The 24,608-nt window shown below is 71.6% G+C and carries 23 protein-coding genes, 4 tRNA genes and 1 other RNA gene; 14 read left to right on the top strand and 14 right to left on the bottom strand.

Features of this window, described 5'->3' with window-relative positions; translation table 11 throughout:
* Positions 1–15: 15 nt before the first annotated feature.
* From DEJ46_RS18950 to DEJ46_RS18935, 3 genes are all read right to left on the bottom strand, one after another.
* A complete protein-coding gene (locus tag DEJ46_RS18950) occupies positions 16–690 on the bottom strand; it encodes an ABC transporter ATP-binding protein (protein WP_150267994.1) in 675 nt (224 codons plus the stop codon).
* Between the two features lie 57 nt (positions 691–747).
* On the bottom strand, positions 748–1,155 hold the full coding sequence (locus tag DEJ46_RS18945; protein WP_150267992.1) for a hypothetical protein: 408 nt from the start codon (positions 1,153–1,155) through the stop codon (positions 748–750).
* A gap of 913 nt (positions 1,156–2,068) precedes the next feature.
* Positions 2,069–2,521, bottom strand: a complete 453-nt coding sequence (locus DEJ46_RS18935) for a VOC family protein (protein ID WP_150274554.1) — start codon at positions 2,519–2,521, stop codon at positions 2,069–2,071.
* A 97-nt stretch (positions 2,522–2,618) separates the two neighbouring features.
* On the opposite strand from DEJ46_RS18935, the gene DEJ46_RS18930 reads away from it, so the two are divergent.
* Entirely contained in the window at positions 2,619–3,281 is a 663-nt protein-coding gene (locus DEJ46_RS18930; protein WP_223834774.1) for a TetR/AcrR family transcriptional regulator, read from the top strand.
* A gap of 72 nt (positions 3,282–3,353) precedes the next feature.
* On the opposite strand, the gene DEJ46_RS18925 is transcribed toward DEJ46_RS18930, so the two are convergent.
* Positions 3,354–3,575, bottom strand: a complete 222-nt coding sequence (locus DEJ46_RS18925; RefSeq protein WP_150267991.1) for a hypothetical protein — start codon at positions 3,573–3,575, stop codon at positions 3,354–3,356.
* A 144-nt stretch (positions 3,576–3,719) separates the two neighbouring features.
* A tRNA-Ser gene (locus DEJ46_RS18920) sits at positions 3,720–3,807 on the bottom strand.
* A 195-nt stretch (positions 3,808–4,002) separates the two neighbouring features.
* On the opposite strand from DEJ46_RS18920, the gene ffs reads away from it, so the two are divergent.
* From ffs to DEJ46_RS18890, 6 genes are all read left to right on the top strand, one after another.
* Positions 4,003–4,101: signal recognition particle sRNA small type (gene ffs / locus DEJ46_RS18915), an RNA gene on the top strand.
* 49 nt (positions 4,102–4,150) lie between these two features.
* Positions 4,151–6,280, top strand: coding sequence for a DNA polymerase III subunit gamma and tau (locus DEJ46_RS18910; protein ID WP_411757763.1), 2,130 nt, complete (start codon positions 4,151–4,153; stop codon positions 6,278–6,280).
* A 111-nt stretch (positions 6,281–6,391) separates the two neighbouring features.
* Positions 6,392–7,642, top strand: coding sequence for a phosphoribosylamine--glycine ligase (purD, locus tag DEJ46_RS18905; RefSeq protein ID WP_150267989.1), 1,251 nt, complete (start codon positions 6,392–6,394; stop codon positions 7,640–7,642).
* Between the two features lie 260 nt (positions 7,643–7,902).
* Positions 7,903–9,810, top strand: a complete 1,908-nt coding sequence (locus DEJ46_RS18900; protein WP_150267987.1) for a hypothetical protein — start codon at positions 7,903–7,905, stop codon at positions 9,808–9,810.
* Positions 9,811–10,026: 216 nt separating this feature from the next.
* The gene (locus DEJ46_RS18895; RefSeq protein WP_150267985.1) at positions 10,027–11,487 is read left to right on the top strand and encodes a N,N-dimethylformamidase beta subunit family domain-containing protein; all 1,461 of its coding nucleotides are present in this window, start codon (positions 10,027–10,029) and stop codon (positions 11,485–11,487) included.
* 99 nt (positions 11,488–11,586) lie between these two features.
* Positions 11,587–12,507 (top strand): phosphoribosylaminoimidazolesuccinocarboxamide synthase, encoded by a 921-nt coding sequence (locus tag DEJ46_RS18890; RefSeq protein WP_150267983.1) that lies wholly within the window; start codon positions 11,587–11,589, stop codon positions 12,505–12,507.
* A gap of 57 nt (positions 12,508–12,564) precedes the next feature.
* Here DEJ46_RS18890 and DEJ46_RS18885 read toward each other — a convergent pair.
* The 8 genes from DEJ46_RS18885 to DEJ46_RS18850 form a co-directional block, all read right to left on the bottom strand.
* Positions 12,565–12,640: transfer RNA gene (locus DEJ46_RS18885), tRNA-Gly, on the bottom strand.
* Positions 12,641–12,662: 22 nt separating this feature from the next.
* On the bottom strand, positions 12,663–13,289 hold the full coding sequence (locus DEJ46_RS18880; protein ID WP_150267981.1) for a response regulator transcription factor: 627 nt from the start codon (positions 13,287–13,289) through the stop codon (positions 12,663–12,665).
* Positions 13,286–14,656, bottom strand: coding sequence for a sensor histidine kinase (locus DEJ46_RS18875; RefSeq protein WP_150267978.1), 1,371 nt, complete (start codon positions 14,654–14,656; stop codon positions 13,286–13,288). Before DEJ46_RS18875 ends, DEJ46_RS18880 begins: the two co-directional genes overlap by 4 nt.
* A gap of 28 nt (positions 14,657–14,684) precedes the next feature.
* Positions 14,685–15,449 (bottom strand): ABC transporter permease, encoded by a 765-nt coding sequence (locus DEJ46_RS18870; RefSeq protein WP_150267976.1) that lies wholly within the window; start codon positions 15,447–15,449, stop codon positions 14,685–14,687.
* A complete protein-coding gene (locus DEJ46_RS18865) occupies positions 15,446–16,399 on the bottom strand; it encodes an ABC transporter ATP-binding protein (protein WP_150267974.1) in 954 nt (317 codons plus the stop codon). Before DEJ46_RS18865 ends, DEJ46_RS18870 begins: the two co-directional genes overlap by 4 nt.
* A gap of 164 nt (positions 16,400–16,563) precedes the next feature.
* A tRNA-Gly gene (locus DEJ46_RS18860) sits at positions 16,564–16,636 on the bottom strand.
* Positions 16,637–16,715: 79 nt separating this feature from the next.
* Positions 16,716–16,787, bottom strand: a tRNA-Gly gene (locus tag DEJ46_RS18855).
* Between the two features lie 122 nt (positions 16,788–16,909).
* A complete protein-coding gene (locus DEJ46_RS18850) occupies positions 16,910–17,281 on the bottom strand; it encodes a histone-like nucleoid-structuring protein Lsr2 (protein ID WP_150267972.1) in 372 nt (123 codons plus the stop codon).
* Positions 17,282–17,659: 378 nt separating this feature from the next.
* Between DEJ46_RS18850 and purS the strand changes: the two genes are divergently transcribed.
* The 5 genes from purS (at position 17,660) to DEJ46_RS18825 (ending at position 22,282) form a co-directional block, all read left to right on the top strand.
* A complete protein-coding gene (purS, locus tag DEJ46_RS18845) occupies positions 17,660–17,905 on the top strand; it encodes a phosphoribosylformylglycinamidine synthase subunit PurS (RefSeq protein ID WP_015035032.1) in 246 nt (81 codons plus the stop codon).
* Entirely contained in the window at positions 17,902–18,582 is a 681-nt protein-coding gene (gene purQ, locus DEJ46_RS18840; RefSeq protein ID WP_056654072.1) for a phosphoribosylformylglycinamidine synthase subunit PurQ, read from the top strand. Before purS ends, purQ begins: the two co-directional genes overlap by 4 nt.
* A complete protein-coding gene (gene purL / locus DEJ46_RS18835) occupies positions 18,582–20,831 on the top strand; it encodes a phosphoribosylformylglycinamidine synthase subunit PurL (RefSeq protein WP_150267970.1) in 2,250 nt (749 codons plus the stop codon). The genes purQ and purL overlap by 1 nt, the downstream gene beginning before the upstream one ends.
* A 95-nt stretch (positions 20,832–20,926) precedes the next feature.
* Entirely contained in the window at positions 20,927–21,433 is a 507-nt protein-coding gene (locus DEJ46_RS18830) for an ArsR/SmtB family transcription factor (protein ID WP_150267968.1), read from the top strand.
* Positions 21,434–21,457: 24 nt separating this feature from the next.
* Complete coding sequence (locus DEJ46_RS18825) at positions 21,458–22,282, top strand: M23 family metallopeptidase (protein WP_150267966.1); 825 nt, start codon at positions 21,458–21,460, stop codon at positions 22,280–22,282.
* Here the strand turns inward: DEJ46_RS18825 and DEJ46_RS18820 are convergent.
* Positions 22,267–22,674 carry a nuclear transport factor 2 family protein gene (locus DEJ46_RS18820; protein ID WP_150267965.1) on the bottom strand — a complete coding sequence of 136 codons (408 nt, stop codon included), beginning with the start codon at positions 22,672–22,674 and terminating at the stop codon, positions 22,267–22,269. The genes DEJ46_RS18825 and DEJ46_RS18820 overlap by 16 nt on opposite strands.
* Before the next feature lie 76 nt (positions 22,675–22,750).
* On the opposite strand from DEJ46_RS18820, the gene DEJ46_RS18815 reads away from it, so the two are divergent.
* The gene (locus tag DEJ46_RS18815) at positions 22,751–23,539 is read left to right on the top strand and encodes a maleylpyruvate isomerase family mycothiol-dependent enzyme (protein WP_150267963.1); all 789 of its coding nucleotides are present in this window, start codon (positions 22,751–22,753) and stop codon (positions 23,537–23,539) included.
* Between the two features lie 43 nt (positions 23,540–23,582).
* A complete protein-coding gene (locus DEJ46_RS18810) occupies positions 23,583–24,398 on the top strand; it encodes an META domain-containing protein (protein ID WP_150267961.1) in 816 nt (271 codons plus the stop codon).
* Positions 24,399–24,608: the final 210 nt, after the last annotated feature.

The following is a 24,608-nucleotide window of genomic DNA, read 5'->3' as shown; positions in this document are numbered from 1 at the left end:
CGAGGAGGAATGTGTTCACACTGCCACCCGTTGGGCCAAGACACCGTCCGACATCGTGTACTGCGTATCGGCCTTTGCCGCGACGTTTACATCGTGGGTGACGATGACCACGGCTGTCTTCTGCCTCCGCGCCAGCTGCAGGAACTCAGCCAGAACCGCTGCCGCATTGGCGCTGTCTAGTGCCCCGGTCGGCTCATCCGCAAACACCACGTCTGGCCGGTGGACCAGAGCTCGCGCAACCGCTACACGCTGTGCTTGGCCTCCCGACAGCTTTGAGGTCCGGCGCCGCAACAAGTCGCCCATCCCAAGACGGCCCAGTACTTGGCCAGCCATCGCATGAGCATGTGTCTTGCTGATCCCAGCAAGGCGGAGCGGAAGAGCCGCGTTCTCCTCGGCGGTTAGCTCCGGGAGTAGTTCCCCGTACTGGAACACGAACCCCAGGCGTGTACGGCGCAGGGCACTTAGCTCCCCATCGGGTAGGGATGAGAGTTCGATCCCGTCGAAAGTTACGATGCCGCTTGAAGGTGGAAGCACTCCGGCTAGGCAGTACAGCAAGGATGATTTACCTGATCCGCTGCTGCCCATGATGGCGGCTACTTCGCCGCGCTTAAGCGTGAAGTCGACGCTGCTGACTGCCTGGTGCATGCCATAGCTGAGATCCACGCTCTCGGCGCGGAGGATGGCGTCCATCGTGGTGTGCACTCCCTAGAGGACGGGGGCCGCCCCGGCGGCCCCCGGAACCGTCGACTATCGCCGCGTGAACACCTTGTTTGTCGAGCAGTTGTCCGGCCGCAGTGATCCGCGATCTCGGCATGTCTGAAGCTCTACCTGAGTCGTCAGGAGTTGTGCACCGTCGTAGAACGTGTAGTCGATGGGAATGGTCCTCTTCTGGGCACCCTTGATGCGCATCCAAGGGTGCCCCTTGACCTTCGCCCGGAGGTACACGTTGTGCCCGTCGCCATTGGAGGTGTCCTTCAGATTCCCCTTTGCGCGGAGCCCGCCATGCTTTTGCAGCTGGGGCTCCCACATGTAGGAACCCTTGAACTCGGCGCCCGTCGTAGTCATCGTCAATCCGTGCCACGAGTCGGCCACCGCCACCCCCATCCCGCCGAAGAACAGCCCCGCGGCCACCACCGCAGTCGCCAACTTCCTCATCGATAACCCCTGTCTGGTCGAACCGGAAGGTCATCACAGAAAGTATCGGCATCACTACACACCGATGGCCGCAGGAACGTCCCTCCCTCCCATCACCCCTCTAACCGGTGAACGAAGCCCTTTCCGGTGCCAGCGACACCTTCCGCCGTACCTGTCCGCCCGCGCTTCCGGCCAGGTCCAGAGACCGTCAACCCGGGAGGCCAGGCCCTCTGCCCCTGGCGGCTACCAGTGCCGCCTCGCTCGCCGCGCAGCAGTCCCGGGTCCGTGAACTCGGCTCGGCTCGCGAATACTTCGCGGATCTGGTCTCCATCTGGCTGTTCAAGGCGGACTGGATCAGCTGGGTGTGGCCGTTCGGGAGAGCGTCCTTCGGGCGGTCGGCTACGGCGTCGGTCGAGGATCAGCCGGAGCGGCGAGTGCTCCACGGCTCCGGCACCCTCGGGCGCATCACGGTCTACGTGGCCACGATCGGGTTCGCCGGGCATCCGGCCTCCTCGTAGGAATGATCACCGGTACGCCTGCGTGCAGGGGTGCGCTGCTCCCCTTCATCGCTGCAGTCGCGCTGCCGGGTACCGCCGGCACGTCCGTGGGCACTGCCGCGGAGTCGTGCGGATCGATCATCGCGGCCCCCGCTCGCTCGGCCAGTCTCTGACGGCGAGTCTGGTCCCAGCGGACGCGGATGCGGCACCGCGGGCTCTTGAAGAAGCGGAACCTCGCCAAGTACGGCAACCTCCTCGGCCCTGGACGCCGATCGGCTGTACGCCAAGTACGCCTCCTGGCAGCGGGTCACCGACGCCTCGATGCGGACGAGCCACCCCGTCGACCGCGAGGTCGGCCTGGAATGCCGCCCTGCCTCGTGTAGTGGGGAGGAACGGAAGAAGGGCCCCACCGTTTCCGGTGGGGCCCTTCTTCGTGCTCAGGAGGCGTCGGCTCCGGCCTCGGTCCCGGTACCGCTTCCGTCCCAAGTCCCGGCCCCGGCCTCGTCGCCCGACGGGGTGACCCACTCGACGAGCTGGATGACGACGCCGTTGGGGTCGGTCAGCTGGAAGAGGCGCTCGCCCCACGGCTCCTCGCGCAGCGGCATCGTGATCGGCGCGCCCGCCGCCCACAGTCGGGCCTCGTGCTCGGCGAGGTCACTGACGGTGAGCGCCAGGATCAGGCCGGACGCCCGCTGGTCGCGCTGCTCGGCGGGGAGGACCTCGGTGCCCTGCCGGAGCAGCACGATGTCGGCGGCGGCGTCGTCGCGGGTCAGGGAGGCGAAGCCGTCCGCGGCCATGGCGACCTGGTAGCCGAGGTGGGTGGTGAAGAAGTCCTGCGACGCGTTCACGTCGGCGACGGTGAGGGAGAGGGTGGAGGTGGTGACGTTCAGGGTGACTCCTCGGAGAGATTTTTGCGACGGACGTAACTTTACGCGCGACCACCAAGGTTCGTCAAGCGTAATTTTGCTACGAGTGTAAGATTCCCTCATGGGTACCGAGAGCATGGGACTCCGTGAGTCCAAGAAGCAGGAGACCAGGCAGCTGATCTCCGACCACGCCACCCGACTGTTCCTGGAGCAGGGCTTCGAGCAGACGACGATCGCCGAGATCGCGACCGCGGCCCGGGTGGCCAAGAAGACGGTCACCAACTACTTCCCGCGCAAGGAGGACCTGGCCCTCGACCATCACGAGCAGTTCACCGCGAGCCTGGCCGTCGCGGTCGCGGGCCGCGCGGAGGGAGAGTCTCCGCTGGCCGCGCTGCGCCGGGAGTTCACCGCCGCACTCGACGCGCGCAACCCTGTCGCGGGCTTCGCCGGCCCTGACTTCGCCCGCATGGTCGCCGACAGCCCCACCCTCACCGCCCGCCTGCGCGACCTGCACGACCAGCGCGAGGAGGCCTTGGCCGTCGCCCTGGCGGAGACCGTCGCTGACGCCGAGACCGAGACCGAGACCGAGGCCACGTCCATCGCCCCTCGCGCGGCTGCCGCGCTCCTCGGAGCGGCGCACCGGCTGCTCTTCCGGCGGATCCAGGAGCTGACCCTGGCCGGCCGGTCGAACGACCTGATCGCCGCCACCCTGGCCCCCGAGGCGGCTCACGTCTTCGACCTCCTGGAGGGCGCCCTCGGCGACTTCCAGGCAGTCGCCGCGTGAACGCCAGAGGGCCGGACCGCTGATGCGGTCCGGCCCTCTGAAGCTGCCGCGCCGGGGACGGCGCAGCAGGTTCTACAGCTTGCTCATCTTGGTGTACGGGCTGAGGATCCGCTCTTGCAGCGAGCCGAAATCGACAAGTGCTGCGACTCCGTCCTCGATGCCGATCACTCGGCCGAGGCCGTACATGTCGTGTGTGACCTGGTCGCCCACGGCGAATTCCTTGGGCGGATGGGCGACCGGGGCCTTGAAGGGACTGGTCGGCAAGTGGCGCTTCGGCGCGGGAGGCTTTGTCATCCCCACCAGTATGCGCCCGCGCGCCCCCGCCCGGCGGCTGTCGCCTGCCGGCGAACGCCGCGCACCCGCGACGGGGAGCGCGAGAATGCCCGCGACGGGGAACGCCAGAGGGCCGGACCGCTTACGCGATCCGGCCCTCTGAGCTGGCGGAGGATACGAGATTCGAACTCGTGAGGGGTTGCCCCCAACACGCTTTCCAAGCGTGCGCCCTAGGCCTCTAGGCGAATCCTCCGCTCGGAACATTACATGACCGAGGAGGGTGCTCGCGAACTCGATTCGATCACTCGATTCGATCCGGGGTCCGGTGGAGTCGGCGGGGGTGTCGGGGAAGGGTGCCGGGGAGGTGCTGGGGAGGGGCGAGGAGGGTGCTGGGGAGGGGGCGAGGGGAGGGGTGGGGCGTGGGGCTGCTGGGATCGGGTACGCTGGGCGGAGCCCCTCACGCGGCGCTATCTGACTGAACTCCCCCAGGGCCGGAAGGCAGCAAGGGTAGGTTGGCTCTGGCGGGTGCGTGGGGGGCGCTTGCGTTCTCCGGCCAGTGGTCCGGGCGGGGGTTCCCGCGGCGGTTCCCGCGGGGTGTGAGTGGTGGCGGCGTCAGGTCCCGTCCGGTGGTTTTTCCCGGGTTGTCGGTGGGCGCCTATAACCTCGTATACGTGTCGTCTCTCGCGCTGTACCGCCGCTATCGCCCCGAGTCCTTCGCCGAGGTCATCGGGCAGGAGCATGTCACCGACCCGTTGCAGCAGGCCCTGCGGAACAACCGGGTCAATCACGCGTACCTGTTCAGCGGGCCCCGCGGCTGCGGAAAGACGACCAGTGCGCGCATTCTCGCCCGGTGTCTGAACTGCGAGCAGGGCCCGACGCCGACGCCCTGCGGCGAGTGCCAGTCCTGCCGCGACCTCGCGCGGAACGGGCCGGGGTCGATCGACGTCATCGAGATCGACGCCGCGTCCCACGGTGGTGTGGACGACGCCCGTGACCTGCGGGAGAAGGCCTTCTTCGGGCCCGCCTCCAGCCGGTACAAGATCTACATCATCGACGAGGCGCACATGGTCACCTCGGCGGGCTTCAACGCCCTCCTGAAGGTGGTCGAGGAGCCGCCGGAGCACCTCAAGTTCATCTTCGCCACGACCGAGCCCGAGAAGGTCATCGGAACCATCCGGTCGCGGACCCACCACTACCCCTTCCGGCTCGTGCCGCCCGGCACCCTGCGGGACTACCTGGGCGAGGTCTGCGGGCGCGAGGGCGCCCGCGTCGAGGACGGCGTGCTGCCGCTCGTCGTGCGCGCCGGCGCCGGGTCCGTCCGTGACTCGATGTCCGTGATGGACCAGCTGCTCGCCGGCGCCGCCGACGACGGTGTGACGTACGCCATGGCGACCTCGCTGCTCGGATATACGGACGGGTCCCTGCTCGACTCCGTCGTGGACTCCTTCGCGTCCGGTGACGGCGCCGCCGCGTTCGAGGTCGTCGACCGGGTCATCGAGGGCGGCAACGACCCTCGCCGGTTCGTCGCCGATCTGCTGGAGCGGCTGCGGGATCTGGTGATCCTGGCCGCCGTGCCGGACGCCGCCGAGAAGGGGCTCATCGACGCACCGGTCGACGTCATCGAGCGCATGCAGGCGCAGGCGTCGGTCTTCGGTGCCGCCGAGCTCAGCAGGGCCGCCGATCTCGTCAACACAGGATTGACCGAGATGCGCGGTGCCACCTCGCCCCGGCTCCAGCTGGAGCTGATCTGCGCGCGCGTGCTGCTGCCCGCCGCCTTCGACGACGAGCGTTCGGTCCAGGCGCGCCTCGACCGGCTGGAGCGCGGGGCCGCCGCCGGATCCGGGCCCGCGCCCGTCTTCACGCCCGCGGCGTCCGCGCCCGCCATGGCGTACGTGCCCGGGCCCGAGGCCCACACCCCGATGGCCCCGCCCCGCTCCCGCCCGCCCCGGCCCCCGCGCAGCAGCCCCAGTCCGCGCCCGCTGCCGCCCCCGCCGCTCCCGTGCAGGACCAGCCCCCCGTCTCCCGGCCCGGTGCCTGGCCCGGGGCCGCCGCCCCCGGCAGCGGTGCGCCCGGTGCGTGGCCCGGCGCTGCGGCCCCGGCGGCCCCTGCCCAGGCCGCTCCCGCCCAGGCGGCTCCCGCCCCTTCCCCCGTGCAGGCGCAGCAGCCCGCCCCGGCCCCCGCCGCCGGGGGAGGCGGGGACACCGCGCAGGTGCGGAACCTCTGGCCGCAGATCCTCGACGCCGTCAAGAACCGGCGCCGCTTCACCTGGATCCTGCTCAGTCAGAACGCGCAGGTGGCAGGCTTCGACGGCACCACCCTCCAGCTCGGCTTCCTCAACGCCGGTGCCCGCGACAACTTCGCGAGCAGCGGCAGCGAGGAGGTCCTCAAGCAGGCCCTCGCCGAGCAGTTCAACGTGCAGTGGCGGGTCGAGGCGATCATCGACCCCTCGGGCGGCGCCTCCCCGCCGCCCGCCGCGGCCAACTTCGGCGGCGGCCGCCCGCAGGCCGCCCCCGCGCCCGCCTTCCAGCAGGCCCCGCCGCCCCCGCCCGTACAGGCGCAGTCCGCCCCGGCGGGCGGCTTCCCGCAGGCGGCCGCCCCCGCCCCGGCGCAGGCCCCCGCGCCCGCGTACACGCCGCCCGCGCCGCAGCCCGTGGCGCCCGAGGACGACGTGCCGGAGGAGGACGACCCCGACCTCGTCGACTCCGCCCTTTCCGGGCACGACCTGATCGTGCGCGAGCTCGGAGCCACCGTTGTGGAGGAATACACGAACGACTAGGAGCGTCTCGCTCGGTGGCCCGCACAAGGGGCATCCCGGCCAGCGGGCTACCCTGGCTGGCGTGAAGGTCCTCGTCATCGGCGGCGGCGCCCGCGAACACGCCCTGTGCCGCTCTCTCTCCCTCGATCCCGACGTCACCGCTCTGCACTGCGCGCCCGGCAACGCCGGAATCGCGGAGGTCGCCGAGCTGCACCCCGTCGACCAGCTGGACGGCGAAGCCGTCACGCGCCTCGCCACCGAGCTCGGCGCCGAACTGGTCGTCGTCGGCCCGGAGGCCCCGCTGGTCGCCGGTGTCGCCGACGCCGTCCGCGCGGCCGGCATCCCGGTCTTCGGCCCGTCGCGGGAAGCGGCGCAGCTGGAGGGCTCCAAGGCGTTCGCCAAGGACGTCATGGCCGGCGCCGGCGTTCCCACCGCCCGCAGCTACGTCTGCACCACCCCCGAGGAGATCGACGAGGCGCTCGACGCCTTCGGCGCTCCGTACGTCGTCAAGGACGACGGCCTCGCCGCCGGCAAGGGCGTCGTGGTCACCGAGGACCTCGCGCAGGCCCGTGCGCACGCCCTCGCCTGCGACCGCGTCGTCATCGAGGAGTTCCTCGACGGCCCCGAGGTCTCCCTCTTCGCGATCACCGACGGCGTCACCGTCCTCCCGCTCCGGCCCGCGCAGGACTTCAAGCGCGCGCTCGACGGCGACGAGGGTCCGAACACCGGCGGTATGGGCGCGTACTCGCCGCTGCCCTGGGCCGACCCCAAGCTCGTCGACGAGGTCATGGACAGCGTTCTCCAGCCCACGGTCGACGAACTGCGCCGCCGCGGCACGCCGTTCTCCGGCCTGCTGTACGCCGGTCTGGCGATCACCAGCCGCGGTGTCCGGGTCATCGAGTTCAACGCGCGCTTCGGCGACCCCGAGACCCAGGTGGTCCTGGCCCGGCTGAAGACCCCGCTCGCCGGCGTCCTGCTGAACTCGGCCAACGGCACCCTGGACGACCAGGCGCCGCTGAGCTGGAGCGACGAGGCCGCCGTCACCGTGGTCGTCGCCTCCCACAACTACCCGGACACCCCGCGCACCGGCGACCCCATCGAGGGCCTGGCCGAGATCGCGGAGCAGGACGCCCCGCACGCGTACGTCCTCCACGCGGGCACGAAGCGGGACGGCGACGCGATCGTGAGCGCGGGCGGCCGGGTCCTCTCGGTCACCGCCACCGGAACGGACCTGGCGCAGGCCCGCGAGCGTGCGTACGCGGCGGTCGGCCGTATCCGGCTCGACGGCTCGCAGCACCGTACGGACATCGCGCGGAAGGCCGCCGAGGCCTGACCCGGCACGGCGATCCGCCGTCTTCTCGTGCGGCCGTGCGGTGAACCGTACGGCCGCACGAGCGCCATCACCTTTGCCCAAAGCCATTCCATCGAGTGACGGCTCGGCCATCCGGATGACGCCTGCCACCGCCCCAACTAGGGTGCGGCGGAGGCGTTCCGGCACTTGGCCCACCGGCATTGCGATGTCAGTGACGGGTGCCACAGTGGGGGAGTGAGCAACACCGCCACAGGCAGTCCCGACATGGGCAGGAGGGGGTGATGTACGGCGTGTCCGGTACCGGCGCCGTTGTCGGCGAGGAGTGGGGTGCGCGCGCCGCGCGCTCCCGGGCACTCGCCGTCCTCCGTGTCCGAGGCAGGGCCCTCGGCCTCGCCGTGCTCCCCGCCGCGGTGGCCGTCGTCCTGTACGCGGGCGGGGCCACCGGCCACTTCACCGGGGCCGGCTGGGACACTGCCCGCTGGGTCGTGACCGTCCTCGCGGTCGTCGTCCTCCTCGCCGCCACGGCCGTCGCCCTCGTCGTCGCCCGCGCCCGGCCGGCCGCCACACCCACCGTGGAGCTCTCCGAGACCGCGGCCCCCGATCTGTACCGCCTCGTGCGGGACCTGGCCGACCGGCTCGGCGTCCCCGCGCCCTCCGCGATAGCCCTGACGCCGGACTGCGACAGCTGGCTCGAGGACCGCACCCACCGGGCCCACCGCGCGCTCCGGACGGCGCACGACGGCGACGGCGCCCCCGTCCTCGTCATAGGTTCCCCCTTCCTCTGGTGGATGCGGGTCGCCGAGCTGCGCGCGGTCCTCGCTCCCGTCGTCGCCGGTACGGGACCGGCCGCCCACCCCGACATAGCCGCCGCCCGCCGCTTCATCCGCGGTCTCGACGCCGCCGTCGCCGTCCCCGGCACCCCCGGGCTCGACCCCTTCCGCAGGGCCGGTGCCCACGGCGTCGGGAACGTCGCCCGCGTCCTGCTGCGCGCCTGCCGCGGGCACGCCGCCGAGATGGAGCGCGGTGTCGCCGCCGCAGGCTCGGAGCGGGCGCAGTCCGTCGACTACGGCGTACGGATCGTCGCCCAGGAGCAGGTCGGCCTGGCGTACGCGGGCTGGGACCGGCTCCTGACCCGGGTCGCGCTGCCCGCCTGGCGCATGGGCCGCTGGCCCGCCAAGCTCGACGCGGGCGTCGTCTCCGCACTGACCGAGCTCTCCCGCCGCGACCGGCTCGCGGACGGCTTCTCCTCCCGGCTCGGCGAGCGCCCCGCCTGCGACCTCCTGGAGGAGCCGGGCGCGGTCGACGAGGCGACCTCGCTGCTCGCGGCCCGCCTGTTCCACGGCGGCCCGGCCGAGGCCGGCCCCGACTGGTCCCCGGTGGAGTGGAGCCAGTACCCGGAGGAGGTCGTCGACCGGAAGTGGCGTACGGACGCGGCCCGGCTCCACGAGGTCCTCGACCGGCTGGGTGTCGCCGGGTCGACCGCCGGGTCCCGGACGGCCTCCGAAGGGCCGACGCTGACCCGCGTGATGGCCCACCTGTCCACCACCCCGCCGACCGCCCCGAGCAGCACCGGCACCACCGACGCCTCCGGCACCTCCGGCACCTCCGGCACCACCGGCACCACCGACGGCGGTCCGGGCGACGAGGGCCTGCGTGACGAGAGCCTCGGTGACGACGGCCTCGGCGGCGACGCTCCCGGCGACAGCCTCGACGGCGTTCTCGACGACGAGCCGCACGCCAACCCCGCCGCCGACGCCCTCGCCGCCGCGCTCAGCGCGCTCCTCGCGCGGGAGGAGGCCGCCCGGGAGACCCGTGCGGCCGCCGAGGCGGCGAAGACGGCGAGTACGGCGAAGCCGGCCGCGCCGGCCCCGGGCGCCACGACCCCGCACGCGGCCGTCAGCGGCCCCGACGGGCCCCTGCCGCTCTTCCCGCTCCAGCCGCCCCGCACCGGCCGCGACCTGCTCGCCGACCACGTGACCGCGATGGTCTGCTGCGCGGCCGTCGACACCGCGGAGGCCGTCCCCGGCCTCGACTGGCTCGACGGGCCCGCCCTGCTCGTCGGCGGCGAGCGCACGGTGGACCTCGGCCCCCGGGTCCTCGCCCTCGTCGAGGACGGCGATCCGGAGCCCCTGCGCGCCTGGCTCACCCGCACCGGGGTCCGAGCGGAGAAGCCCGTGCGCCTGGTCTGAATGCCCGGCCCGAACGAAGCCCCGGACGAGCACCGGACGAGCACCGGACCCGCCTCGAAGCCCTCCGTCCCGGAGCCCCGGCTTCCACTCTCGCCAATTCACGACGAACGGTGACGGAGTGAGTGCGTTATGTGATGTGCTGGAGACCGTCACTGACAAAGGCAAGAACCAGAGGCACTGACCAGCCGACCGGGGGAGTCGAGGGAGGGGCGCAGCATGGGGGCCGAGCAGATCAGACGGTGGGAGTCCGGCGCGCTGGCGCACGCCGTGAGCGATCCCTTCGGGCAGGGCCCGCTGCCCTGGCTCCGCGGTTCGGAGAACTACTTCGACGACACGGGCCAGATGGTCCCCTGGTACGCGGACGAGATCCTGGCCCGCGGTGGCGGCGGCGGCCCGCGCACGGCCGACGACGTCAAGCGCCAGATCAAGGGCTTCGCCTCGACCGGGGCCGTGGCGCCGGGCGAGTCGATCGACTTCCACATCACCGTGGACCCGCCGCAACAGTTCCTGGTCGACGTCTACCGGATCGGCCACTACGGCGGCGACGGCGCCGCGAAGATCACCACGAGCCCGCGGCTCTCGGGGATCGTCCAGCCCGCCCCGCTCACCGCCGACCGCACGGTCTCCTGCCACCACTGGTGGCAGTCCTGGCGGCTCCAGGTCCCCTCGTACTGGTCGATCGGCGCGTACGTCGCGGTCCTCACCACCGCCGACGGCTACCGCTCGCACATCCCCTTCACGGTCCGCGACAGCCACCCGGCCGACCTCCTGCTCGTCCTCCCGGACGTGACCTGGCAGGCGTACAACCTCTACCCGGAGGACGGCCGCACCGGCGCCAGCCTCTACCACGCCTGGGACGAGGAGGGCCGGCTGCTCGGCGAGGAGGACGCGGCCGCCACCGTCTCCTTCGACCGCCCCTACGCGGGCGCGGGCCTGCCCCTGCACGTCGGCCACGCCTACGACTTCATCCGCTGGGCCGAGCGGTACGGCTACGACCTCGCCTACGCGGAGACCCGCGACCTGCACGCGGGCCGCGTCGACCCCAGCCGCTACCGGGGCCTGGTCTTCCCGGGCCACGACGAGTACTGGTCGGCGCCGATGCGCAGGACCGCCGAACTCGCCCGCGACCAGGGCACGTCCCTCGTCTTCCTCTCCGCCAACACCATGTACTGGCAGGTGGAGCTGGGCCCGTCCCCGTCGGGGGTGCCGGACCGCCTCCTCACCTGCCGCAAGCGCCGCGGCCCCGGCCGCCCGGCTCTCTGGCGCGAGGTCGACCGGCCCGAACAGCGGCTGCTCGGCATCCAGTACGCGGGCCGGGTGCCCGAACCGCACCCGATGGTCGTGCGGAACGCCGAGCACTGGCTCTGGGAGGCCACCGGGGCGGGCGACGGAGACGAGCTTCCCGGCATGGTCGCGGGCGAGGCCGACCGCTACTTCCCGCGCACCGCGCTCCCCGAGCACCAGGGCCGCATCCTGCTGGCCCACTCGCCCTACCGGGACGGCGACGGAGCGGTGCGCCACCAGGAGACCTCGCTCTACAGGGCGCCGTCCGGCGCCTGGGTCTTCGCCTCCGGCACCTTCGCCTGGTCCCCGGCGCTGGACCGTCCGGGCCATGTCGACGCCCGGGTCCAGCGCGCCACCGCGAACCTCCTCGACCGGATCTGCAAGAGGGACTGAGGGGCCGCCGCGGGCCCCGGACGTCGTACCCGTGTCTCCGCGCGAGCGAACGTGCGAGAGAATCGGACACGCTCCTGGATCAACCTACGCGGAGGAACCGTGTCCGGATTCGTAGAAAAGCCCGAACCTGTCCAGGTCCCGGGCCTCACCCATCTCCACACGGGCAAGGTCCGCGACCTGTACCGGAACGAGGCGGGCGACCTCGTCATGGTGGCGAGCGACCGCATGTCCGCGTACGACTGGGTCCTGCCCACCGAGATCCCCGACAAGGGCCGGGTCCTCACCCAGCTCTCCCTGTGGTGGTTCGACCGGCTCTCCGACCTGGTCCCGCACCACGTCCTCTCCACCGAGCTCCCGGCCGGTGCCCCCGCCGACTGGGCCGGCCGCACCCTGGTCTGCAAGTCGCTGAACATGGTCCCGGTCGAGTGCGTCGCCCGCGGCTACCTCACGGGCTCCGGCCTCGCGGAGTACGACGAGTCCCGCACGGTCTGCGGCCTCGAACTCCCCGAGGGGCTCAGCGACGGCTCCGAGCTGCCCGACCCGATCTTCACCCCGGCGACCAAGGCCGCCGTCGGCGACCACGACGAGAACGTCTCCTTCGAGGAGGTCGCCCGCCAGGTCGGCGAGGACACGGCCGCGCTGCTGCGCCGGACGACCCTCGCCGTCTACTCGCGGGCCCGGGACATCGCCCGCGAGCGCGGGATCATCCTGGCCGACACCAAGTTCGAGTTCGGCTTCGAGAGCACCCCGGACGGCGACCGCCTGGTCATCGCGGACGAGGTCCTCACCCCGGACTCCTCGCGCTTCTGGCCGGCCGACCAGTGGCAGCCGGGCCGCGCCCAGCCCTCGTACGACAAGCAGTTCGTGCGGGACTGGCTGACGTCCCCGGCCTCGGGCTGGGACCGCAAGAGCGAGACGCCCCCGCCGCCGCTCCCGCAGGAGATCGTGGACGCGACGCGCGCCAAGTACCTGGAGGCGTACGAACTTCTGACCGGCGAGGCCTGGTCCGACAGCTTCTAGCAGCAACCCAAGGGCACGAGAAAGCCCCCCGGTCGGATCGACCGGGGGGCTTCTTCATGGAGCGGACGACGAGATTCGAACTCGCGACCCTCACCTTGGCAAGGTGATGCTCTACCAACTGAGCCACGTCCGCATGCGCCGTAGCGCGGGGCTAACTATACCCAACCTTTCGCCTGCGCGAGACGCACCGCCGTGTGACGGTTCTCGGCACCGAGCTTCGCGGCGGCAGAGGAGAGGTAGTTCCGGACGGTTCCGGGGGACAGCGAGGCGCGCCGGGCGATCTCCGTGACGGGTGCTCCGTCGGCGGAGAGTTCGAGGACCTCGGCCTCCCGGGCGGTCAGCGGGGAGTCACCGGCGGCGATGGCGTCGGACGCCAACTCCGGGTCCACGTAACGGTTTCCGGCGTGCACGGTGCGGATGATCTCGGCGAGCCGCTGGGCGCTGACGGTCTTCGGGACGAAGCCCCGGACGCCGGCGGAGAGGGCCCGCTTGAGATGTCCGGGGCGGCCGTGACCGGTCACGATCATGGTGCGGCAGCCGGGCAGTTCGTCCCGCAGGACCGTGGCGACCGTCACACCGTCGGCGCCCGGCATCTGCAGATCGAGCACGGCGACGTCGGGCTGGTGGGCGCGGGCCATGGCGAGCGCCTCCGGGCCGGTCGCGGCCTCGGCGACGACGACGAGGTCGTCCTCCAGGCCGAGCAGCGCGGCGAGCGCGCCGCGGATCAGATGCTCGTCGTCGGCGAGCAGGACGCGCACGGGGGCGGGAGCGGGGACGGTCATCTGCCCACCTTCGCACCGGACGTGCCGGGTGTACGGGGCAGGGGGACCCGGGCCGCCACCCGGAAGGTCCCGTCGCCGGCCGGCCCCGCCTCCAGGGTCCCGCCGACGGCCGCGAGCCGTTCCCGGAGCCCCGCGAGCCCCGAACCACCACCGGACCCGAGCCCTGCACCTCTGTCGGACCCGAGCCCTGCACCTCTGTCGGACCCGAGCTCCGACCCGAGCCCCGAACACTCCCGCGTACCGGCCCCGGCCGGTTGCCCCGCCCCGTCGTTCTCCACGGTCAGCAGCACCTCGTCCTCCTCCTCGCGGACGGAGATCGCGCAGCGCCGCGCGTCCCCGTGCCGCAGGACGTTCGTCGTCGTCTCCCGGACCACCCACCCGAGCGCCGACTGCACCTCGTCGGGGAGGGCGGGCCCGGCCGGGCCGAAGGACGGGGAGAACGGCGAGGCGATGGCGCAGTCGATCCCGGCCGCGCCGAGGACGCCCCGGGCGCCCTCCAGCTCCACCCGCAGGTCCGCCTCGCGGTAGCCGCGTACGACGTCGCGGACCTCCCGCTGGGACTCCCGGGCGATGCGCTGCACCTCGATCATCTGGTCGACGGCCTCGGGGCGTTCGCGCCGGGCGAGCTGGACGGCGAGCTCGCTCTTGAGGGCGATGACCGACAGGTTCCGGCCCATGACGTCGTGCAGGTCGCGGCCGAAGCGGAGCCGTTCCTCGGCGACCGCGAGCCGGGCCTTCAGGTCGCGGGAGCGCTCCAGCTCCCAGACGATCTTCATCAGCCAGCCGGAGAAGCCGCAGGCGGCGGCGAGGCCGTAGCCGCCCAGGAGGATCCCGATCGCGGAGCCGAGGCCCTCGGCCGGATGGAGGCCCAGCGCCGCGATGGCGCCGCCGGTCGCGAGTGCGACGGCCGGGACGACGTACAGCATGCGCCGGGGCCGGCGCACGCAGAGCACGAGGCCGCCCAGGGAGAACACGACGATGCCGGTGACGACGGCGGTGCCGACCGCGGGATCTGTGAGCACCCCCGTGGCCCGCAGCGCGATCACGGTCAGCGCACCGCCCGCCGTCAGGACGACGAGCGCGGTCGCGAGCCGGACCGGCCGGTCGCGCCGGTCCAGGGCCCAGTCCAGGGCGCGCGAGGAGAGCACGGCGGTCAGCACGGCGTGCGCGCAGACGAACAGCGCGAGCGCGAGGCCCAGGGGGAGGCCGAGGGGGCGGGCCGTCAGGCCGTCACCTGCTTCCGAGAGCGGCACCAGGGCGATGGAGCCGATCTCGATCACCGTGAAGAAGTGGAAGCTCCACCGTGTGTACAGCTCCACCTTGGCCGCACTGCCGCGCCGGCTCCACCACCCCGTCAGCCTGGACACGCGCCCGGCCTCCCTTCCCCCACCCCGCCTACCTGCGGGGTTCCCAGCGGAACCACTTCCGGACAGCAAACACGGTGAGGACGCCCCAGGCCAGTGTGGTGAGCGCGGCGGTCACGAGGTGCTTGGTGTCGCCGACGCCGAGCCATCCGGCCCGGACGAACTCCATGACCCCGCTGAACGGCAGCAGTTGGGTGAGGCTCGCGACCAGGTCCGGCAGGAGGTCGCGGGGGACCATCAGTCCCGAGCCCATGGCGGAGATCAGGAAGAACGGCAGGGTGGTGAGGCCCGCGCTCTCGACGTTCCGCGTGATGGCGGTGGTCGCGGCGGCCAGTCCGGCGAGCAGCAGGACCGCGGCGAGCAGGCCGAGGACGAGCAGGTCCGGCCGGCGCGGCGCGGGGACGTCGAGGACGAGGGCGCCGCCGACGGACAGGACGACGCACTGGACGAGGGCGATGGCGGTGGAGGGGAGCGCGGCGCCGCCGAGGATCTCCAGGTCGGTCGCCTCGCCGGTGCGCAGCCGCTTGAGGACGAGCTCCTCGCGTCGGGCCACGAGTGCGGAGACGAGGCCCATGTAGACGACGAGGACGAGGACCATGCCGGTCCCGCCGATGAGGGTGGTGCCGGCCATGCCGCCGGGCAGCTCCTCCGGGCTCATCTGCCCGAGCGAGGACCGCAGGACGAGGATCATCAGCAGCGGCATCAGGAGGGCGATGAAGAGGTTGTTCTTGTTCCGCCCGAGGAGGGTGAGTTCGGCCCGTCCGAGGGAGGTCATCCGGCGTGCGGTCGCGTTCATCGGAGACCCTCCAGGTCCGCCGTCAGGTCCCCGTTCAGGTCCTGGTCCAGGGCTTCGGTGCGGGAGGCGATCTCCAGGAACGCCTCTTCGAGGGTGGCCGAGCGGGCGTCGAGCCCGTCGAGCCGTACGCCGGCCTCGTGGGCCCAGCCGAGGAGTTCGCCGAGCGCGTCCTGCAGCGCGTGGGTACGGATCTCCACGCGCCGGCCATGGGCGGCGGCCTTCAGGGAGAGCGGCAGGCGGGCGGGCGCGACTCCCTCGGGGAGGGTGAAGCGGATGCGGGCGGGCCGGGCGGCGGTGACCTCGTCCGGGGTGCCGGTGAGCACGATCCGCCCCTGGTGCATGATCGCGAGCCGGTCCGCCAGGGACTCGGCCTCCTCCAGGTAGTGCGTGGTGAGGAGCACGGTCGTCCCCTCGTCGCGCAGTCTCCGCACGAGGTTCCAGGTGTCGCGCCGTCCTTCGGCGTCGAGTCCGGTGGTCGGCTCGTCGAGGAAGAGGACCTCGGGGCGGCCGAGGAGCGCGAGGGCCAGATCGAGGCGTCGCCGTTCGCCGCCGGAGAGTTGCTTGATCCGGACCCGGTGGCGGGAGCCGAGGCCGACGGCCTCCAGGGCCTCGCCGGTGGGCCGGGCGCCGGTGGTGCAGCCCGCCCACATCCGTACGGTCTCGGCCACGGTCAGATCGCTGGGGAAGCCGCCCTCCTGGAGCATGACCCCGATGCGGGGGCGGACGACGGCCCGTTCCTTGTACGGGTCGTGGCCGAGGACGCGGGCGGTTCCGGCGCTGGGGGCGGCGAGGCCCTCCAGGAGTTCGACCGTGGAGGTCTTGCCGGCGCCGTTGGTGCCGAGGAGGGCGAAGATCTCGCCGTGGGGGACGGTGAAGGAGATGCCGCGCACGGCCTCGAAGCCGCCGGAGTAGCCGCGGCGCAGGCCTTCCGCTTCGATCGCGTTGGTCATGTGTCCAGACTCCCGGCGTCCGGGGCCGTCCGGCAGTGCGCGGTGTCATCACCGCTTCTGACAAATGTCATGGCGTCAGGCGTGGGCGGGCGGGACGGACACGACGGCGGAAGGGGACACGACGAAGGCCCCGGTTCCAGAGAACCGGGGCCTTCGACTTCCTGAGCGGACGACGAGATTCGAACTCGCGACCCTCACCTTGGCAAGGTGATGCTCTACCAACTGAGCCACGTCCGCATGCTCCCGACCGACTTTCATCGGGCGGTGCGAGCACCACTCTACCTGATGCACCGGAGTGCTCGGTAATGCGATGCAGAGCGGGTGACAGGAATTGCACACTGCGCCTTCCCCCTGGAAGGGGGATGTTCTGCTACTGAACTACACCCGCACGCTGCGTGAGGTCCGGCCCTGCGGCCTTGCCCCTCGGCGTGTTCCAGACTCTAGCGGATCATGGGGGGTGCAATGCAAATCGGCTCGGCCCCGGCTCGCGTCGGCCCGGCGCGCGTCGGCTCAGCTCGCGGCGTGGAACGCCTCGTAGACCTTCTTCGGGATGCGGCCCCTGGCGGGCACGTCCATCTTGTTGGACTGGGCCCAGGCGCGGACCGCCGCCGGGTCGGGCGCGAGCGAGGTGCGGGTGTAGGTCTCGGCCCCGCCCTTCGGTCCGCCGGCCGAGCCCTTCGCGCCTCCCGGTCCGCCCTTCGTGCCCGCCGACTGCTTGCGGCCGGCCGCGAGGTAGGGGGCGAGGGTCTTGCGGAGTTTCTTTGCATTGGCAGCATTCAGGTCGATCTCGTACATCTTCCCGTCGAGGCCGAACGCGACCGTCTCAGCAGCATCTCCGCCGTCGATGTCATCGGAGAGAGTGACCACCACACGCTGAGCCACGGATATCGGTCCTTTCCTGCGGCCGCCGGGGTCGGAACGACGCTTGTGACGTCTCTGACGTGCGACGATGCCGACCGTTCGGCTGTGCCGGGACAATGCTGCTTTCCTCTGCATTCCTTTGTACAGCGGTAGGTGTCGCATTGTGAAGCCCCGGCAATTGTTTCAGCGTGTCCCGGCGGATTGAGGTCCGCAATATTTCGCTGGAATTTTGCGCTCGGGTGTGCCTGTGAGGGGCGGGTGGCGTTCGCGCTCTGTTCGTGGTCCGTTCACGGGTCTTTGGGGATCTCTTTGTAGGATCCTTCAGATCTCTACCCGCGTAGAATTTGGAGGCAGGTACGCTGAGGGAACCGCCCACGCAACACACCACCGGGAGTGCCAGTGGCACGCGTCGTAGTCGACGTCATGCTCAAGCCGGAGATTCTGGACCCTCAGGGGCAGGCGGTGCAGCGTGCACTGCCCCGCCTGGGATTCGCCGGAATCGCCGACGTCCGTCAGGGGAAGCGCTTCGAGCTGGAGGTGGAGGGGCCGGTCGACGACGCCGCCCTCGCCCGCATCCATGAGATGGCCGAAACCTTCCTTGCCAACACCGTGATCGAAGACTTCGTCGTGAAGGTCGAGTCGTGACCGCACGCATCGGCGTCGTCACGTTCCCCGGAACTCTCGACGATCAGGACGCGCTGCGCGCCGCCCGCCTCGCGGGCGCCGAGCCCGTCTCGCTCTGGCACCGCGACAAGGACCTCAAGCAGGTCGACGCCGTGGTTCTCGCCGGCGGCTTCTCCTACGGCGACTACCTGCGGGCCGGAGCGATCTCCCGCTTCTCGCCGGTGATGGAGAGCATCATCGAGCAGGCCAAGGCGGGCATGCCCGTCCTCGGCATCTGCAACGGCTTCCAGATCCTCACCGAGGCCCATCTGCTGCCGGGCGCGATGCTGCGCAACAACCACCTCCACTTCATCTGCCGCGACCAGAAGCTGCGGGTGGAGAACGCGGAGACCGCCTGGACGTCCGACTACGAGCGGGGCCAGGAGATCGAGGTCCCGCTCAAGAACATGGACGGCCGGTACGTCGCCGACGAGCGCACGCTCGACGAGCTGGAGGCCGAGGGGCGGGTGGCCTTCCGCTACCTGGACATGAACCCCAACGGCTCGCTGCGCGACATCGCGGGCATCACCAACGCCGCGGGCAACGTGGTCGGCCTCATGCCGCACCCGGAGCACGCCGTCGAGCCGCTGGTCGGTACCGGCAAGACGGACGGCCTCGGTTTCTTCACCTCGATCCTCAAGAAGCTGGTCAACGCCTGATGAGCCTCGACACCGTCAAGCACGCGAGCGAGACGCCGGACAGCGAGCAGCCCTGGAAGGAGCTCGGCCTCAAGGAGGACGAGTACGCGCGCATCCGCGAGATCCTGGGCCGCCGTCCCACCGGCGCCGAGCTCGCCATGTACTCGGTCATGTGGTCCGAGCACTGCTCCTACAAGAGCAGCAAGGTCCACCTGAAGCAGTTCGGCGAGAAGGTCCCGGAGAACGACGCCATGCTCGTCGGCATCGGCGAGAACGCCGGCGTCGTCGACGTGGGCCAGGGGTACGCGGTCACCTTCAAGGTCGAGTCGCACAACCACCCCTCGTACATCGAGCCCTACCAGGGCGCGGCCACCGGCGTCGGCGGCATCGTCCGCGACATCCTCGCCATGGGCGCCCGCCCGGTCGCGGTCGTCGACCCGCTGCGCTTCGGTGCGGCCGACCACCCCGACACCAAGCGCGTGCTGCCCGGTGTCGTCGCCGGCATCGGCGGCTACGGCAACTGCCTGGGCCTGCCGAACATCGGTGGCGAGGTCGTCTTCGACTCCTGCTACCAGGGCAACCCGCTGGTCAACGCCGGCTGCATCGGCGTGATGAAGCACGAGGACATCCACCTCGCCAAGGCCTCGGGCCCGGGCAACAAGGTCATCCTCTACGGCGCCCGCACGGGCGGCGACGGCATCGGCGGCGTCTCGGTCCTCGCGTCCGAGACCTTCGACGACACGAAGCCGGCCAAGCGCCCCGCCGTCCAGGTCGGCGACCCCTTCCAGGAGAAGCTCCTCATCGAGTGCACCCTGGAGATCTTCAAGGAGAAGCTCGTCGCGGGCATCCAGGACCTCGGCGGCGCCGGGCTCTCCTGCGCCACGTCCGAGCTGGCCTCCGCGGGCTCCGGCGGCATGCACGTCGACCTCGAGAAGGTCCACCTGCGCGACGCCACGCTCTCGCCCGAGGAAATCCTCATGAGCGAGTCGCAGGAGCGCATGTGCGCGATCGTCGAGCCGCAGCACGTCGACCGCTTCCTGGAGATCTGCGAGAAGTGGGACGTCATCGCGGTCGTCATCGGTGAGGTGACGGACGGCGAGCGCCTGGAGATCTTCTGGCACGGCGAGCAGATCGTCGACGTGCCGCCGCGCTCCGTCGCCCACGAGGGCCCGACCTACCACCGGCCGTTCGCGCGCCCGGACTGGCAGGACGCGCTCCAGGCCGACGACGCCGGCAAGCTGCCCCGGCCGCAGAACGGCGAGGAGCTGAAGGACCAGGTCCTGAAGCTGGTCTCCTCCCCGAACCAGGCGTCGAAGTCCTGGATCACGGACCAGTACGACCGGTTCGTGCAGGGCAACACGGTCCTGGCGCAGCCCGAGGACGCGGGCATGGTCCGTATCGACGAGGAGACCAACCTCGGCGTGGCCATGGCGACCGACGGCAACGGCCGGTACGCGAAGCTCGACCCGTACACGGGTGCGCAGCTCGCGCTGGCGGAGGCCTACCGCAACGTCGCCGCGTCCGGCGCCAAGCCGCTGGCCATCTCGGACTGCCTGAACTTCGGTTCGCCCGAGGACCCGGCCGTGATGTGGCAGTTCGCCGAGGCCACCCGTGGTCTCGCGGACGGCTGCCTCCAGCTCGGCACCCCGGTCACCGGTGGCAACGTCTCCCTGTACAACCAGACGGGCGAGACCGCGATCCACCCGACGCCGGTCGTGGCCGTGCTCGGTGTGATCGACGACGTCAACCGCCGTACGCCGATCGCCTTCGCGGAAGAGGGCCAGCTCCTCTACCTGCTCGGCGACACGCGTGAGGAGCTCGGCGGTTCGGCCTGGTCCGAGGTGATCCACCAGCACCTCGGTGGCATGCCGCCGGCCGTGGACCTCGACCGCGAGAAGCTGCTCGGCGAGATCCTGATCTCGGCCTCCCGCGACGGCATGATCGACGCGGCGCACGACCTGTCCGACGGCGGTCTCGTGCAGGCGGTCGTCGAGTCCTGCCTGCGCGGCGGGAACGGCGCGCGCCTGGTCGTCCCGGAGGGCCTGGACGCCTTCACCTTCCTCTTCAGCGAGTCGGCGGGCCGTGCGGTCGTCGCCGTCCCGCGCAGCGAGGAGCTCCGCTTCACCGACATGTGCGGTGCGCGGGGTCTGCCGGCGACCCGGATCGGTGTCGTCGACGGTGACGCGGTGGACGTCCAGGGCGAGTTCGCGCTCTCCCTGGAGGAGCTGCGTACGGCCCACGAGGCGACGATCCCGGGCCTGCTGGCCTGATCCGACGCTCTGCGAGAGAGCCCCCGCCCCTTCCGGGCGGGGGCTTTCCCGTTTCCCTCTTGCCAGTGATTACGTAATTACGTAATCTCCGAGGAATGGAGCTGGAAGAGCGGGTGGCCGAGCTGGAACGGCGCATGGCCGCCCTTGAGGGTGCCGAGCACCCCGCACCCGAGGCCGTCGACGCCACCTTCTGGGCCCTGGAGGGGTTCAAGGCGGAGCTCGCCGAGGCCGGGGAGCGGGGCGCCGACGGCGGTGTGCTGTTCACGGGTTCGGTCCGGCTGCCGACCGACGAGCGGTACGAGTGGCAGTTCGGCGCGCTCACCGAGCGGCTGCTCGACGAGGAGTGGGCCGGGGCGGCGGACTCCTTCGCCGCGCTCGGTCATCCCGTACGGCTCAGGCTGCTGCGGGAGATCCTCGGCGGCCGTCGGACCGCCGCCGAACTGGCGGAGTCGGCGGAGATCGGCACGACCGGCCAGATCTACCACCACCTGAAGCAGCTGACCGGCGCGGGCTGGCTGCACACCACGGGCCGTGGCCGCTACGAGGTCCCCGGGGCCCGGGTCGTCCCGCTCCTGGTGATGCTCACCGCCGCCCGCCCGTAGAACGTGCACACAGGGGGAACGTCCATGCTTTCGCGTAAGTCCGTACTGCTGCTCCACCGCCTGCTCTGGCTGCTGTTCGCCGTGCAGGCGCTCGCCTCGGTGGCCTTCGACCCGCCGTATCCGTACGGGGCGGGCTGGCTGCCGGCGCTCGCCGCCGCCGCTCTCGGCATCGGCCTCGTCGTGACCGGCCGCCGCCGGATCGCCGCGGGGCCGCGCGCGACGGTCGAGGTGGGCCCGCCCGTCGTCGGCCGCTGGTCCGCGATGAACAGCCCGGCCGACCGGACGCCGAGCCACGGCACGCACCAGTACGGCCAGACGTACGCCATCGACATCGTGGAGGAGGGCGAGGAGCGCCCGCGCCCCGCCTTCGCCCCGCTCTGGCCCCTCGTCCGCCGCAACCGCGACTTCCCGGCCTTCGACGCGCCCCTGCTGGCGGTCGCCGACGCGACCGTCGTGCACGCCGAGGACGGCCAGCGCGACCACCTCAGCCGCAACTCCCTGCCCGCGGTGCTCTATCTGATGCTGATCGAGTCCGCCGTCCGCGTTCTCGCGGGCGCCCGCCGCGTGACCGGCAACCACCTGGTCCTCGACCTCGGCGACGGTACGTACGCGATGTACGCGCACCTGCGGCGCGGCTCGCTGGCGGTCCGTGCTGGCGACCGGGTCGTCGCCGGCCAGGAGCTCGCCCGGTGCGGCAACTCGGGCAACTCCACCGAGCCCCACGTCCACTTCCAGCTGATGGACGGCCCGGACCTGGAGACGGCCAGGGGCGTCCCCTTCACCTGGCGCGGCATCGGCGTGCCGGCGAACGGCGAGACGTTCACGACGCCGGGCTACGCGGCGGCCTGATCCCAGAAGGCGTCGGACTCCTCGATGTCCGCCACGCACTCGTCCACATCGGTCATCTTGCCGCCGACGATGGTGAAGAAGAGCCCGCCGTCCATCTCGATGCCCCGGTCCCCGCGGTCGGCGTGCCACTTGTGCACCGACATGACATGGCCGCGGCCGTCCGGGTAGATGCCCCGCTCCTCGACCCGGAAGGTGCCGTTGGTCAGCTCCATGAGCTGCCCGAAGTGGGCGAGGACGTTGTCCGCTCCCTTGAAGTGGCCGGACATCCGGCTGCTGCCCGGCGAGTGGTGGGTGCAGTCCGCGGTCATCAGTGACCGCAGGGTCTCCGTGTCGCCCTTGGTGAACGCCTCGTAGCCCTTGCGGACCAGGGCGGCGTCAGGGTGCTCAGCCATGGCTCATCGACCCCTCTGTACGCGTAGACGCTGTGCTGAAGCCCTCTGCCTCCAGTCTCCGGCTACCCTCGCCCCCATGCCACCGGCCAAGAAGCGCACCCGCAGCTACGACTCCACCAAGACTCGGGCCGCCGTCCTCGCCCAGTTCCGGAACGTACAAGAGGGGGTCACGGCTCTCACGCCCGAGCAGCTGGCCGCGCCGACGCGGCTGGGGGAGTGGACCGTGCGGGAGCTCGCGGCCCACGTGACGATGGCCCTGGGCGCCGTCGCCCGGCACCTCGGCGAGCCCGAGCCGGCGCGCCGGGAACTGGCCCTGGTCGACTGGCCCATGGCCACGGTCACCGCCGCCGCGCGGATCGACACGGACACGCGGGCGATCGACACGAGTGATCTTCCCGGGCTGTACGAGCGGACGGCCGCCCTGTACGAGGAGCGGGTCGCGGAGGCCGCCGACGGACGGCTGGTCGGGGCCCGGCTCGGCGCCATGACCCTCGCCGACTTCCTGGTCACCCGGACCCTCGAACTGGTCGTCCACACCGACGACCTGAACGCGGCGACCGGCGCCGGCATCCCGTACGACCGGCAGGCCCTCGCCGCCTGCGTCCGGCTGCTCGCCGACGCCCTCGCGACGAAGGCACCCGGGGGCGCGGTCGAGGTGCGGATCCCGCCGTACGCGGTCGTGCAGTGCGTGGAGGGCCCCCGGCACACCCGGGGCACCCCGCCCAACGTCGTCGAGACGGACCCGCTGACCTGGATCAGGCTCGCGACGGGCCGCGCCGAGTGGGCGGCGGAGAAGGAGGCCGCCCACATCAGCGCGAGCGGCGAGCGTGCGGACCTGTCGGCCGTCCTGCCGGTCCTCTCCTAGCCACCTCGCGGAACCGGACGGCGGGCCCGCCCGTCCCATCTCCATGCCGAAGCCACGCGCCCTCGCCGCCCTGGTCCCGCTCCTCCTCCTCGCTGCCTCCGCCACCGCCTGCGGTACGGACGGGGGCCCCGGCGCCGGTCAGGCCGGGACCGTCGACCCCGCCCTGCCCGTCAGCGGTACGCACTGGTCGGTCAAGGCCGTGACGGTCGACGGGCGCAGGTCGACGGCCCCCGCCGACGCGCGCGTCGAGTTCAAGGAGGACGGCCGGGCCCAGGGGAACACCGGCTGCAACCACTTCGGCGCCACCGTCGGCGTGCAGGGCGACACCCTCACCGTCACCCAGGACGAGATCACCGCGATCGGCTGCCCCGGAGACCGGGAGCGCTTCGAGAAGGCGCTGATCACGGCCTTCTCGGGCGAGCTCAAGGGCACGATCAAGGGGGAGCGGTTCACCCTCGCTTCCGCCGACGGCCGGAACGGCCTCGAACTGACCACGGAGCCGGGCGCCCCGCTGCGCGGCACCACCTGGAAGATCGCCTCGCTCGTCTCCGGCACGACGGCCGCCTCCCTGCCCGCCGGCAGCGGCGGCAAGGCGCGGATCGTCATCGGCGAGGACGGCCGGGTCACCGGCAATCTGGGCTGCAACAACTTCTCCGCGACCGCCCGGGTCGACGGCACCACCCTCACCGTCGAGGGCCCGGCGGCCACCACCCGCATGATGTGCGCGAGCCCGGAGATGGAGCTGGAGACGAAGCTGTACGAGCTCCTCGACGGCCCGCTCACCTACCGCCTCGACCACCGGACGCTGACCCTCACGGACCCCTCGGGAGAGGGCCTCACGGCCACGGCGGCCCGCTAGCACCCGCCGGAGAAGGTGCACTCCGTCACATCGCGGGGGGCCTCGATCGCTGGTACGAGCGTCTGCTCATGGGGGCCCGGGGGCGGGAATCCCTTCCCGCGCCTGCTTCGTAGGCCTCTCCAAGCCCGAGATGATCATTTCGTGCGATCCCACGAGTGGCACAGTCGCCGCTTTTCTTCAATTCGGACCAGTGGGCGAGCCCGTCTACAC

The organism is Streptomyces venezuelae (assembly GCF_008642375.1).
GTDB classification, from domain to species: domain Bacteria; phylum Actinomycetota; class Actinomycetes; order Streptomycetales; family Streptomycetaceae; genus Streptomyces; species Streptomyces venezuelae_G.
Note: the sequence above shows the minus strand (reverse complement) of the source record. Positions and strands in the feature narration are given on the sequence as shown.

Excerpts from the sequence above, each read along its gene's own strand:
- purL (WP_150267970.1), top strand. The coding sequence starts at position 18,582 with ATGAGCCTCGACACCGTCAAGCACGCGAGCGAGACGCCGGACAGCGAG.
- DEJ46_RS18950 (WP_150267994.1), bottom strand. The coding sequence starts at position 690 with ATGGACGCCATCCTCCGCGCCGAGAGCGTGGATCTCAGCTATGGCATG.
- DEJ46_RS18810 (WP_150267961.1), top strand. The coding sequence starts at position 23,583 with ATGCCGAAGCCACGCGCCCTCGCCGCCCTGGTCCCGCTCCTCCTCCTC.
- DEJ46_RS18930 (WP_223834774.1), top strand. The coding sequence starts at position 2,619 with ATGGGTACCGAGAGCATGGGACTCCGTGAGTCCAAGAAGCAGGAGACC.
- DEJ46_RS18825 (WP_150267966.1), top strand. The coding sequence starts at position 21,458 with ATGCTTTCGCGTAAGTCCGTACTGCTGCTCCACCGCCTGCTCTGGCTG.
- DEJ46_RS18815 (WP_150267963.1), top strand. The coding sequence starts at position 22,751 with ATGCCACCGGCCAAGAAGCGCACCCGCAGCTACGACTCCACCAAGACT.
- DEJ46_RS18895 (WP_150267985.1), top strand. The coding sequence starts at position 10,027 with ATGGGGGCCGAGCAGATCAGACGGTGGGAGTCCGGCGCGCTGGCGCAC.
- DEJ46_RS18870 (WP_150267976.1), bottom strand. The coding sequence starts at position 15,449 with ATGAACGCGACCGCACGCCGGATGACCTCCCTCGGACGGGCCGAACTC.
- DEJ46_RS18830 (WP_150267968.1), top strand. The coding sequence starts at position 20,927 with ATGGAGCTGGAAGAGCGGGTGGCCGAGCTGGAACGGCGCATGGCCGCC.
- DEJ46_RS18880 (WP_150267981.1), bottom strand. The coding sequence starts at position 13,289 with ATGACCGTCCCCGCTCCCGCCCCCGTGCGCGTCCTGCTCGCCGACGAC.
- DEJ46_RS18925 (WP_150267991.1), bottom strand. The coding sequence starts at position 3,575 with ATGACAAAGCCTCCCGCGCCGAAGCGCCACTTGCCGACCAGTCCCTTC.
- DEJ46_RS18865 (WP_150267974.1), bottom strand. The coding sequence starts at position 16,399 with ATGACCAACGCGATCGAAGCGGAAGGCCTGCGCCGCGGCTACTCCGGC.
- DEJ46_RS18820 (WP_150267965.1), bottom strand. The coding sequence starts at position 22,674 with ATGGCTGAGCACCCTGACGCCGCCCTGGTCCGCAAGGGCTACGAGGCG.
- DEJ46_RS18900 (WP_150267987.1), top strand. The coding sequence starts at position 7,903 with ATGTACGGCGTGTCCGGTACCGGCGCCGTTGTCGGCGAGGAGTGGGGT.
- DEJ46_RS18945 (WP_150267992.1), bottom strand. The coding sequence starts at position 1,155 with ATGAGGAAGTTGGCGACTGCGGTGGTGGCCGCGGGGCTGTTCTTCGGC.